The sequence below is a fragment of the Kribbella sp. NPDC043289 genome (assembly GCF_056436705.1).
In genome coordinates this window covers 214,449-226,658 of the sequence record NZ_JBWKCB010000003.1, presented here as the reverse complement: position 1 = coordinate 226,658, position 12,210 = coordinate 214,449, and the positions used below count along the sequence as shown (strand labels likewise).

10 protein-coding genes are annotated in these 12,210 nt (G+C 68.5%); 9 read left to right on the top strand and 1 reads right to left on the bottom strand.

Translation table 11 applies throughout. The features are described from left to right. Window positions 1-129: 129 nt before the first annotated feature. The 8 genes from AC0662_RS19395 (at window position 130) to AC0662_RS19360 (ending at window position 9,609) form a co-directional block, all read left to right on the top strand. A complete protein-coding gene (locus AC0662_RS19395) occupies window positions 130-489 on the top strand; it encodes an STAS domain-containing protein (RefSeq protein WP_452204760.1) in 360 nt (119 codons plus the stop codon). A 238-nt stretch (window positions 490-727) separates the two neighbouring features. Then, a complete protein-coding gene (locus AC0662_RS19390; RefSeq protein WP_452204761.1) occupies window positions 728-3,031 on the top strand; it encodes a sodium-translocating pyrophosphatase in 2,304 nt (767 codons plus the stop codon). Between the two features lie 148 nt (window positions 3,032-3,179). Then, window positions 3,180-4,409, top strand: coding sequence for a DUF4142 domain-containing protein (locus AC0662_RS19385; RefSeq protein WP_478302200.1), 1,230 nt, complete (start codon window positions 3,180-3,182; stop codon window positions 4,407-4,409). Between the two features lie 300 nt (window positions 4,410-4,709). After that, on the top strand, window positions 4,710-5,705 hold the full coding sequence (locus tag AC0662_RS19380; protein WP_452204763.1) for an ABC transporter ATP-binding protein: 996 nt from the start codon (window positions 4,710-4,712) through the stop codon (window positions 5,703-5,705). A gap of 1 nt (window position 5,706) precedes the next feature. Continuing rightward, a complete protein-coding gene (locus AC0662_RS19375) occupies window positions 5,707-6,456 on the top strand; it encodes a hypothetical protein (protein ID WP_452204764.1) in 750 nt (249 codons plus the stop codon). 186 nt (window positions 6,457-6,642) lie between these two features. Beyond that, window positions 6,643-7,434: a DUF2785 domain-containing protein gene (locus tag AC0662_RS19370; RefSeq protein WP_452204765.1), complete on the top strand. Its 792-nt coding sequence runs from the start codon at window positions 6,643-6,645 to the stop codon at window positions 7,432-7,434. A gap of 327 nt (window positions 7,435-7,761) precedes the next feature. Next, window positions 7,762-9,066: a cytochrome P450 gene (locus AC0662_RS19365; RefSeq protein ID WP_452204771.1), complete on the top strand. Its 1,305-nt coding sequence runs from the start codon at window positions 7,762-7,764 to the stop codon at window positions 9,064-9,066. A 57-nt stretch (window positions 9,067-9,123) separates the two neighbouring features. After that, window positions 9,124-9,609: an NUDIX domain-containing protein gene (locus AC0662_RS19360; RefSeq protein WP_478302197.1), complete on the top strand. Its 486-nt coding sequence runs from the start codon at window positions 9,124-9,126 to the stop codon at window positions 9,607-9,609. A gap of 2 nt (window positions 9,610-9,611) precedes the next feature. Here AC0662_RS19360 and AC0662_RS19355 read toward each other — a convergent pair whose 3' ends face one another. After that, the gene (locus AC0662_RS19355) at window positions 9,612-10,421 is read right to left on the bottom strand and encodes a TIGR03619 family F420-dependent LLM class oxidoreductase (RefSeq protein ID WP_478302196.1); all 810 of its coding nucleotides are present in this window, start codon (window positions 10,419-10,421) and stop codon (window positions 9,612-9,614) included. A gap of 205 nt (window positions 10,422-10,626) precedes the next feature. On the opposite strand from AC0662_RS19355, the gene AC0662_RS19350 reads away from it, so the two are divergent. Then, window positions 10,627-12,189, top strand: a complete 1,563-nt coding sequence (locus tag AC0662_RS19350; protein ID WP_478302194.1) for a GGDEF domain-containing protein — start codon at window positions 10,627-10,629, stop codon at window positions 12,187-12,189. Window positions 12,190-12,210: the final 21 nt, after the last annotated feature.

Genomic DNA, 12,210 nt, shown 5'->3' with positions numbered 1-12,210 from the left:
TCCGGCTGAGGATGAACTGAGAATGCACGCGCGGATGCACGCGGCTTTTTCCGGAGGGGAATCGACTTCGGTCTGACGAGATGAAAGAGTTTTCGGTAGCGGGTCTTCTCACGGTCCGTACATGGTTGAATGCAGCAGTTCACGGGATCGGAGGCCGAAGTGGATCTGTCGCTGACCGCGCGCGCCGAGGGCGGGCGCACCGTCATCGAGGTGGCGGGGGAGATCGACGTCTACACCGCACCGAAGCTCCGCGAGAAGATCGCCACGCTCGTCGACGAAGGGCAGTACGACCTCGTCATCGACCTGGAACGCGTGGAGTTCCTGGACTCCACCGGTCTCGGCGTCCTCGTCGGCGGGCTCAAACGGGTGCGCACCCACGACGGGTCCCTGTCCCTGGTCTGTACCCAGGAACGGCTGCTGAAGATCTTCCGGATCACCGGCCTGACCAAGGTCTTCGACATCCATCCGGACGTCGCGTCGGCGATCTGACAGAAGCGAAATGGTGTCCGCACCACTACGAAGGGTGATCATCCCGCTCAGGTTCCGGCACAGGTCTTGCCCTGCCGACCCGGTATGGCGTAGACCACCCTGTCGTCAGGTCTGGTCGCGAACCCGTTAAAGTAGCCCACCGCGCCAGACCGCTGGCGCTGTGTCGTATTTCCCCAACCCTTCGGTTGCGGCAGACGGGGGCCGTCAAGCCTGGATGGGTTGCCTACAAGGAGGACGGATGTCCGCACGGCTTGTGCCACAAGCGGTGGATCTTTCGTCGAGCAACACCACACTGGTGATCGTCGTCGGGGTGATCGCGATCCTCGCGGTCGCCATTGCGATGGTCTTCCGGGGCCAGGTGCTTGCCGCGAACGATGGCACCGAGAACATGAAGACGATCGCCGCCGCGGTCCAGGAAGGCGCTTCGGCGTACCTGAACCGGCAGTTCCGGACGCTGTCGATCTTCGCCGTGGTCGCGTTTCTGCTGTTGTTCCTGCTGCCAGCACACACCGACGGCGGTAACGAGACCACGCTGAAGATCTTCCGGTCGATCTTCTTCCTGGTCGGAGCGGGCTTCTCGGCCGCGATCGGCTACCTGGGCATGTGGCTCGCGACGCGCGCCAACGTCCGGGTCGCCGCGGCCGCCCGGGACGAGGGCCGCAACCCGGCGATGCGGGTCGCGTTCCGCACCGGTGGCACCGTCGGCATGGCGACCGTGGGCTTCGGTCTGTTCGGTGCCGCGCTGGTCGTGCTGCTGTTCAAGGGTGACGCCCCGACGGTGCTCGAGGGCTTCGGTTTCGGCGCCGCGATGCTGGCCATGTTCATGCGGGTCGGCGGCGGCATCTTCACCAAGGCCGCCGACGTCGGTGCGGACCTGGTCGGCAAGGTCGAGCAGAACATTCCCGAGGACGACCCGCGGAACGCCGCGACGATCGCCGACAACGTCGGTGACAACGTCGGCGACTGCGCCGGTATGGCCGCCGACCTGTTCGAGTCGTACGCCGTGATGCTGGTGGCCTCGCTGATCCTGGGCAAGGCCGCGTTCGGCGAGCAGGGCCTGATCTTCCCGCTGATCGTGCCGGCCCTCGGCGCGCTCACCGCGGTCGTCGGTGTCTTCCTGACCCGCCCGCGGACCGGCGAGAACGGTCTGCGCACGATCAACCGCGCGTTCTACATCTCGGCGATCATCTCCGGCGTGCTCTGTGCGGTGGCGGCGTTCGTCTACCTCCCGAGCAGCTTCAAGGAGCTCACCGGCGCGACCGAGGCGATCGCCGCGCACGACGGTGACCCGCGGCTGATCGCGACCGTCTCGGTGATCATCGGCATCGTGCTGGCCGCGGTCATCCTGGCCCTCACCGGCTACTTCACCGGTACCGAGGACAAGCCGGTCAAGGACGTCGGCAAGTCGTCGCTGACCGGTGCCGCGACCGTCATCCTGTCCGGTATCTCGGTCGGCTTCGAGTCCGCCGTCTACACCGCCGTGGTGATCGCGGCGGCCGTGTACGGCGCCTTCCTGGTCGGTGGCTCCGGCGTCGTCGCGCTGTTCGCGATCGCGCTGGCCGGTTGTGGTCTGCTGACCACCGTCGGCGTCATCGTCGCGATGGACACCTTCGGCCCGGTCTCCGACAACGCGCAGGGCATCGCCGAGATGTCCGGTGACGTGGACGGCGAGGCGGCCCAGATCCTCACCGAGCTGGACGCCGTCGGCAACACCACCAAGGCGATCACCAAGGGCATCGCGATCGCGACCGCCGTACTGGCCGCGACCGCGCTGTTCGGTTCGTACACCGACGCGATCCGGTCCGCGCTGGGCGACAGCTACTCGAAGTTCGAGGCCGAAGCCCTGGTGTTCAACCCGGGCACGCTGGTCGGCCTGATCCTCGGTGCCGCGGTCGTGTTCATGTTCTCGGGTCTGGCCATCAACGCCGTCGGCCGCGCCGCCGGTGCGGTCGTCTACGAGGTACGTCGCCAGTTCCGCGACATCCCCGGGATCATGGAGGGCACGGGCAAGCCGGAGTACGGCAAGGTGGTGGACATCTGCACCCGCGACTCGCTGCGGGAGCTGGCCACCCCGGGTCTGCTCGCGCTCACCGCGCCGATCGCCGTCGGCTTCGGTCTGGGCGCCTCGGCGCTGGCCGGCTACCTGGCCGGTGCGATCGGTTCCGGCACGCTGATGGCGGTCTTCCTGGCCAACTCCGGTGGTGCCTGGGACAACGCCAAGAAGCTGGTCGAGGACGGCAACCACGGTGGCAAGGGTTCGCCCGCGCACGAGGCCACCGTCATCGGTGACACCGTCGGTGACCCGTTCAAGGACACCGCGGGTCCGGCCATCAACCCGCTGATCAAGGTGATGAACCTGGTCTCGGTGCTGATCGCGCCGGCCGTCGTCGGCATGTCGGCGATCGGCAACGACACCAACACCGCGCTGCGGATCATCATCGCGGTCGTCGCGGTGCTCATCCTGGCCGCCGCGGTGGTCGTCTCCAAGCGCCGGGAGTCGGTCATCGCCGACACCCCGGCGGAGGCGAAGGCAGCCGCCTGACGCAGTGTCAGCAACGCAACAACGCAACGGCCCGCCGGTCTTCCGGCGGGCCGTTCCGCGTCCTGGGGGCGCCCAACGGCTGGACCGGGGCCAGGACGCCCACTTACTGTCGATACACGGACTGGCGCTCCGCGTGGGGAGGTGGCGCGTGCTTCGACGGCATGACACGGGCTCGACGCTCTCCCGTACGGCGGCTCTGTTGCTGGTCGCCGTCCTGGCGCTCCTGGGTACGGCGCAGCAGGCGAACGCGCAGACGCCGCAACCGGACGTCGCGTACCTCACCGCCGCGCACCAGCTCGACCTGACGATCATCCAGGCTGCCCACGCGGCGACGACCGCGGCCAAGAGTTCGTGTGTACGACGGACCGCCGCCCAGCTCGAACGTGAACACCGCACGCTCGCCGCACAGGAGATCGACGTTGCCACCAGGTTCGGCATCGGGCTGGTGTCGATCCCGTCGCAGGCGCAGCGTGCGCAACTTGAGGCCCTCGCCGCCAAAGCCGGCACCGCCGGGTACGACGCGGCCTGGGTTGCCCTGCAGAAGAAGGCGCACCAGCAGTACCTGGCTTTGGTGAACGGTGAATTGCCGAAATCCGCCTCGCCCGCCGTCGAGTCGTTGGCGAACGGCGCCAAGCCGGTGCTCGAGATGCACCAGCGCATGCTGGCAACGCCGTGTCGCCCGGCCACGACCACTCCCGTAGTACCCACGGGTGATGGCGGTCAGGTGGCCGCGGCCGAGCAGGTCCGCTCGCGAGCGGCGTTGGTGCTGCTCGGTATCGGCGTACTGCTTCTCCTCGTCGGCAAGAAGGCTCCGGCACGGCGGCGTCTGCTCGGGGCCGGGGCGGTCGGGCTCGCGCTGATCCTGACGTTCAGCGGGCAGCACGGTGATTCCGGGAAGGTGCCGGAAGCGGGTGGGTCGGCCGCCGATCGGGAGGCCGCCGTTCCGCCGGTCAAGCTGGCGTTGCCGGGCTACCTCGACGCACAGGTGACGCCGGTTGCGACGGCGTCCGACGGCCAGCTGCAGGTACCGAAGACGAAGGCAGACGTCGGCTGGTGGGCGGCGGGTGCGGCGCCGGGCTCGGCCGGTGGCACAGTGCTGCTCGCCGGGCATGTGGACACCACTAGGGGACGTGGGGTGTTCGCGGCGCTGTCCGAGGTACCAGTAGGTGCCAAGGTGGCGGTGACGGCCGGGGACGGCGACGTGCACTGGTACCGGATCGTGGCTCGCCGGACGTACCGACAGGAAGCGTTGCCCTCCGACCTGTTCCACGGCGCGGCGAAGCCCCGGCTGGCGCTGGTGACCTGCACCGGCACGTACGACCGCGTGGCGCACCGCTACAGCCAGAACCTGGTGCTGTACGGCGTCCCGCTGGACTGACGTTGCTGCTTTCGCGTTAAACCTGGTAGTCACTTCCATCGATACGACCGAAGTTCAGCATGCTGTCGACTTTCGGCGGATGTACTCACCCGCGAGATGGGGGATCGTCGGGGTTGTGGTCAGGGCTTTAACCGATAGCAGCCAACACCGGGTGGCGGCAGAATCAACCCACGGGTGGACACACCGGATCCGCCCGGGGTCCGATGATCTGCACCGCCTAGACCTCGATACTTGATGTCATCACGACACAGCCCGCCCGACTGGGGAACGACTTCACGCCACCGAACGAGGAGTACGGCGATGATCGAGGCAAAAGGCCTCACCAAGCGATACGGCGCGACAGTTGCCGTTGACAACCTGTCTTTCGAGGTGAAACCCGGCAAGGTGACCGGCTTCCTCGGCCCGAACGGGGCCGGCAAGTCGACCACCATGCGGATGATCCTCGGGCTCGACACCCCGACGTCCGGCGAAGTGACGATCGACGGCCAGCGGTACCGTGACCTGAAGCGGCCGCTGACCAAGGTCGGCGCGCTGCTGGACGCCAAGTGGGTGCACCCGAACCGTTCGGCGCGTGCCCACCTCACCTGGATGGCCGCGTCCAACAAGTTGCCGAAGTCATCGGTCGACAAGGCCCTGGACATGGTCGGCCTGACGTCCGTCGCCGGCAAGCGTGCCGGCGCCTTCTCGCTGGGTATGTCGCAGCGGCTCGGGATCGCCGGTGCCCTGCTGGGCGACCCGGAGGTGCTGCTGTTCGACGAGCCGGTGAACGGTCTCGACCCGGAGGGCATCGTCTGGATCCGGACCTTCATGCACAAGCTGGCCGACGAGGGCCGGACGGTGCTGGTCTCCAGCCACCTGCTGTCCGAGATGGCGCTCACCGCCGAGGAACTGGTCGTCATCGGCCGCGGCAAGCTGATCGCCCAGAGCACCACCCAGGAGTTCGTCGACCGCGCCAGCGGGACGACCGTGAAGGTGCGGACCCCGCAGCTGGACCAGTTCGCGAGTGTCCTGCACCAGCAGCAGCTCGTCACCCGGATCGAGGACGTCGAGAACCAGGGCAAGGTGCTGTTCGTCGAGGGCGACCTGAGCACCGACCAGATCGGCGAGGCGGCGGCCGCACACGGCATCGTCCTGCACGAGCTGACCCTGCAGCGCGGCTCGCTGGAGCAGGCGTTCATGCAGATGACCGGTGACTCGGTCCAGTACCACGCGCACGACGAGGCGGCCGCGATGGCCGCCGAGCTCGCCGCCCCTTCCGGCACCGAGGTGGCCGCGGGTCCGAAGGAGGACAACTGACATGTCGGTAATCACTGTCGAGCGGATCAAGCTCTTCTCCACCCGCTCGCCGTGGTGGTGCATGGTGGTCGCCGCGGTCCTGACCCTCGGCCTGGCGGCGCTGGCCTCGGCCTTCACACAGGGCACGGTGACGATCGGTCTGACCCAGGGCGGGGCGCAGCTCAGCCAGATGGTGATGATGGTGATGGCGGCCCTCGCGGTCACCACGGAGTACCGTTTCGGCACCATCCGGACCAGCTTCCAGGCCGTCCCGCAGCGCGCCGCGCTGCTGCTCGGCAAGACCGCGGTCGTCGCCGGGCTGTCCGCGCTGGTCGGCCTGGTCGCGTCGTTCGGTGCCTGGGGCATCGGCAACATCTTCGCGAACGGTTCGGACCTGTCGATCAACACCGGGGCGGAGTGGCGGCTGCTGGCCGGCCAGGGCCTGGTGTTCGCGCTGTCCGCGGTGATCGCGGTGGCGATCGGCATCCTGATCCGGCAGAGCGCCGGTGCGATCGCGATCCTGATCCTCTGGCCGCTGCTGGTGGAGAACCTGTTCAACCTGATCCCCAAGGTCGGCGACGACATGTCCCGCTGGTCGCCGTTCCAGAACGCGGCGTCCTTCCTGAACCAGGGTCAGGACTTCGGCGTCAACGGTCCGCAGGGCGACTCGCAGTACGCGATGGGGCCGTGGTGGGCGCTGCTGTACTTCGCCGGCTGGGCGGCCGTGCTGATGGCGATCGCCCTGTTCTCGGCGAGCAAGCGCGACGCCTGACGATGATGATTGGACCACCCCGGTCGGAGGTTGAGGGGCCCTGACCGGGGCGCGAGCCCGGCCGGGCTGAGGGGTCCTGGTCGCGACGACCCGTGGTTCATCTGGGAGACCGGATGAACCACGGGCCGTGCTCTTTGCTGGACCGGGGGTGGCGGGTGGCGTGGCCCGGGGTCTACGGTGCCGCGCATGACCGACTGGGCGCAGGTGCGGGACACGGGGTACGCGGTTCCTGAGGGCCGTTCACCGGCGGAACTGGTGGCCGAGCTGGTCGGGATGCTGCGATCGCCGGATCCCGTCGTCCGGGACCGCCAGGCGTACTCGATCCTCGCGACCTGGATCGGGCGCGGCGTGCTGTCCGCGGCCGAACTGCGGGCGCTCGGCGACGAGATGGTCCCGCGGTTCGGCGACCCGGAGATCCAGGCCCGGACGTTCGCCCCGCTGATCCTGGACGCGATCGTCACCGCCGGCGTCGTCGAACCCAGTTGGGTGCCCCCGTTCGAGCGCTGGTACGTCGCCGAGGAAGACCTCCGCGGGTACGACGAGAAGCTCGGCTGGCTGCACGCGGTGGCGCACGGGGCGGACCTGCTCGGCACCCTCGGACTGCACTCCGCGGTCGAGCCGGTGCAGATGCTGCGGCTCGGGATCGGACGGTTGCTGACGCCCACGTCGTACGTGCTGCGGGACATGGAGGACGACCGGCTCGGCTACGCGCTGGCGGTGACGCTCACCCGCGGCGACCTGTCCGACTCCGACGCGGTCGACTGGCTGGACCCGGCGTTGCGGGCGTTGTCGCCGCCGGTCGAAGGGATCTCGCCGGTGGTCACCAACACGATCCGTACGCTGCGGGTGCTGTACGTGCTGGCCGATCACGGTCTGCGGGTCGGCGATGCGAAGAAACTCACACCGATTCCGCACCGCGAGCAGGTCAAGACAAAACTGGCTGACGTTTTCCGGATCGTCACGCCGTACTACCTCTGACACACTCGAAACGTAGGGACCTGTGCGGCGCCCGGGGCAACGACCCGGTGGGGGACGGCGCATCCGACTTTCGTCTCGAATTTCCCTGAATCGTCCCCCAGAAACGGCATGTTGCCTTCCAGGGCGGAGTACAGGTGGTTTCAGGTGGCAGTAGAGGCGTGGTCCGTGACAAGGTTCTCTGCTGGTACGCCATGGCCCCCTCCCATGGTGGTGCCAACGCCACTACCGAAGTAGTGCAAACACCATCAGATCTGGTCCTCGGCGAGGTTAGCTTTGAGCTACACAGCCGTTGGGGGCAGCGGGTTCTAGAGAGGGCGCGTGGAAGTCATGGTTGCGACATACCTGAAGAGATGGGTCGGCAACCGCATTCTCAGTAGAACCACCCGCAGGGGTGGTCTCGACCTGTCGAAGATGCGGATGTTTCCCAGCTCGGTTTCGATGCCGCTGCGCCGGCAGGGACTCGACCCGGTGCCGGAGTTGGCCCAGGTGCGGGAGACCGAACCGGTCCACAAGCTGGCGCACCTGTTCGGGCTGAACGTCTGGATGGTCAGCGGGCACGCCGAGGCCAAGGTCGTACTCAGCGACACCACGAACTTCAGCAACGACATCCGCCCGCTGGTCGGCTCGGACCCGAACAAGCCGTCCGAAGGCATCGGTGGCCTCGGGTTCACCGACCCGCCGGACCACACCCGGCTGCGGAAGCTGCTCACGCCCGAGTTCACCAAGCGCAAGCTGGCGCGGCTCGAGCCGGCCATCGAGAAGATCGTCAACGATCAGCTGGACCTGATGGAGGCGAAGGGTTCGGTCGTCGACATCGTCTCCGACTTCGCCTTCAACGTGCCGTTCCTGCTGATCGCCGACCTGCTCGGTGTCGAGGAGCAGGACCGCGACCGCTTCCGCGCGCTCGGGCCGGCGCGGTTCGACCTCTCCGGTGGCGGGATCGGCGTCTTCGGGTCGGCCTCGGAGTCGCGCGAGTTCCTCTTCGAGATCGTCCGGAAGCAGCGCGCGAACCCGGGTGACGGGCTGATCGGGTCGATCATCCGCGACCAGGGTGACGCGATCGACGACATCGAGCTCGGTGGGCTCGCCGACGGAGTGTTCCTGGGCGGATACGAGACGTCGGCGAGCATGCTCGCGCTGGGCACGCTGGTGCTGCTGCGCGACCCGGAGAACTTCGAGCGGATCCGCAACGAGCCGGGCGCCGTCGACGTGATCGTCGAGGAACTCCTGCGGTACCTGACCGTCGTGCAGGTCGCGTTCCCGCGGTTCGCCCGGCACGACCAGGAGCTGTTCGGTCATCAGGTGAAGAAGGGCGACCTGGTCGCGGTCTCGCTGTCCGGTGCGGATCGGGACAAGGCGGTCTTCGGCGATGACGCCGAGGACTTCTACCCACGCCGTACCGTGTCGGCCGCGCACCTGGCGTTCGGTCACGGCATGCACCGGTGCGTGGGCGCCGAGCTGGCGCGGATGGAGCTGCGGGCGGCGTTCACCGCGCTGGCCAACCGATTCCCGGGCCTCGCGCTCGCGGTTCCCGAGTCCCAGCTCCGCTTCCGGGACTTCTCACTCGTGTACGGCGTCGAAGCACTCCCCGTCCGCCTGAACGCCACCACCCCCGAACAAGCCGCCGGCTGAACTCTGCCGGCCGCCCTGGCGTCTACTGCTTCGGTGCATGGACGAGGTGGAGGGTGTGTGGCGCGCGTGGTGGATGCGGAGTACGTCGCTCGGTTGCCGCGGAAGCGGGTAGCCGCCGGGGTGCTGTTCCGGTCGGCGGACGAGCGAGTCGTGCTGGTCGAGCCGTCGTACAAGCCGAACTGGGAGATCCCGGGCGGTGTGGTCGAGGCTGACGAGTCGCCGTGGGGTGCGGCGGCTCGGGAGCTGTTGGAGGAGCTCGGCGTCGAGCGGCCGGTGGGGCGGCTGCTGGTCGTCGATCACGTCCACGGGTACGACGGTCGCCCGGACGCGATGGTGTTCGTCTTCGACGGTGGTCTGGTGACCGAGGCGGACGTCGCGGCCTTCACGTTCCCCGACGGCGAGATCCTGTCGACCGGCCTGTACACCGTCGACCAGGCCCGCACCCTCGGCAAACCCCTCCTCGCGAACCGCCTCACCGCCGCCGTCGAGGCCGTCCGAGAAGGCGCTGTAGCGCTCTGCGAGCACGGCAAACGTGTCGCCTGACGTCAGATCAGGTGGAAGCGTTTGGCGAAGCGGGTCAGCTCGTCGAGGTCCGGCGTGGTGACAACCAGGCGGGTGACACCTTGCGCCTCGTACGCCGCGACGGCTTCCGGTGTCACTTCGATGGAGGCCCAGCGGGTGTACTCGAGGTCGTCGCGGCCCGACGTCGTACGCACCAGCTCCCACTGGGTGGCTCGCTCGTCCGGTGTCAGCGCACCGCCGGGGAAGTAGCCGTCGCCTCTCGCGCCAGCACGGCGCGCGGCGGCCCGGCTCGAGCCGCCGACGTGGATCGGCAGGGGCGCCAACGGATGCGGGAAGCTGCTCAAGCCCTCGAACTCGAAGAACTCGCCCGAGTAGCTGACGTCCTCGCCTGACCACAGCAACCGCAGTACGTCGATCGCCTCGTTCGCGCGCCGCCCACGCGAGGCGTAGTCCACCCCCACGGCCCGAGCCTCACCGGGCAGGCTGCCGAGCCCGACGGTCAGCAGCCGCAGACGGCCCTTCGACAACACGTCCAGGGTCGCCAGCCGTTTCGCCAGCACCACCGGGTGGTGATACGGCAACAACAGCACGGCCGTCCCGAGCAGCAGCCGCTCCGTGGCACCCGCGACGAACGTCAGCAGCTCCAGCGGGTCGCCGTACGCGAGATCCGTCGGCATCTTCACGCCACCGAACGTCGCGTCCCTATAGAGCACCACGTGCTCCGGAACGTACAAACCCTCGAACCCGCACTCCTCAGCCCGACGCGCAAACCCCACCAACCGCTCCGGGTCCACCCCGTACGCCGGCGTGCTGTAACTGACCGCAAATCTCATCCCCGAACCGTAAAACCCTGCCCCTGAGGTCAACGCAAACCCCACCAGCCGCCCTTCTCTCAGTAGTCTCGGTGTGGCACTAGGTGGTCGTTGGCCGGATCGGGTCGTGACAGGATGCGGGGTGGGTGGTCACAATGGGCGGTCCGGCCCGACATGCGGGTGACGGAGCAGAGAAGGGCCGTCGGCGGTGATGCGGAGTGGCGAGATGGCGGCGGGTGATGCGCTGACCGACCGGATCGCTGCCGCGATGACCGCCGCGCAGTCGGGTGGCCATGCGACCGCGGCGGCGGAGATCGAGGCGGTACGGGCGGAGCTCGGGGGCGTCCCGAGTTACACGCTGGCAGCCGCCGAGTACGTGCGAGGTGTGACCGCACATCACGCCAGCGATGCCGACGAGGCGCTGCGGGCCGTGGATGCCTGTATCGAGGTCAGCCGCGCGATCGGCGAGCCGGGCTGGGAAGCGAACGCGCTGCCGATCCGGATCATCAACCTCGCCCGCAGCGGCCGCGGCGGCGACACGGTCAACGACCTGGTCGCGGCCGAAGCGGCGCTGAACCGCACCAAGGACCCTGGCCTGACCGCCTGGGCGCACACCGGCCTCGGCTACGCGTACGACGTCCTGCGGCTTTTCGAACTGTGCATTCCGCATTACGAGCGCGCCACCCAACTCGACGACGACGTGTTCGAGCTGGCCGAGGCGGAGGCGATCGACCGGCTGAACCTCGCCGAGACGTACCTGCGCTGGGCGCACGAACTCGAGCGACTCGGCGATCCTTTGTATACAAGGGAGATCGAGGACCGGCTCGCGTCCGCGGCGTACTGGGCCCGCGAGGCCGAGCGTGTAGTGGTCGACGACGAGAGCCAGGAGTTCTGGAAACTCAGCGCCCGGCTGTGGCTCGCCGCCGCCGTGACGGCCGCGGATCCGGCACGCGCGGTCGCGGACCTGACCGTGATCCGCGACGAGATCAGCAAGTTGGGTGAGACCGAGCGGCTCGCGATCGCGGGCGCGTATTTGGCCCGGGCGCTGCAGGCGGACGGCAAGTCCGAGGAGGCGAAAGCCGCCGCGGACCGGGCCGCGGCCGACCTGATTCCGTTGGCCGACCCAGCGACCCACGTCCTGGTGCTGCAGACCCGGTCCGAGATCGAGGCGGTCTCTGGTACGCCGGGAGCGCTGGCCGGGCTGGAATACGCGCGGTCGGTGTCGCGGGGCTGGTGGAAGGAGCGGCAGCGCGCGCTGAACGCCGTACGGCATGCGCTTGCCGTCCATGATCTGCCGGCCCGGCACGACGCCGAGTGGCATGCGGCGCGGCAGGATCCGCTGACCGGCGTGGGAAACCGGCGGGCCCTCGACGAGCGGCTGACCGCGGCCCGTGACTCGGCGCGCGCGGTCACCTTGCTGGCGATCGACGTGGACGACCTGAAGGTCGTGAACGACACGTTCGGGCACGCCTGTGGGGACGAATTGCTGCAGGTAGTGGCAAATCTGCTGGTAGAACAGGCGCGAGCGACCGATGCCGTGATTCGATCGGGTGGCGACGAGTTCTTCGTGGTCCTCGACCAGCCCGACGCCAAGGGCGGTGCCGCGCTGGCCGAGCGGATCCGGGTCGCCGTGGCGGCGATCGCGGCGACGACGGAGAAACCGTGGCTGCGCCGGCTCGGACTGAGCCTCGGGTACGCCGCGACCGCGGAAGGGCTCGCAGTGGAGCAGTTGGTGTCCCGTGCGGACCTGCGCCTCTACGAGGACAAGCGCCGCAGGCGGGACAGGTAGCTCGGGGTCATGATCCGGGGA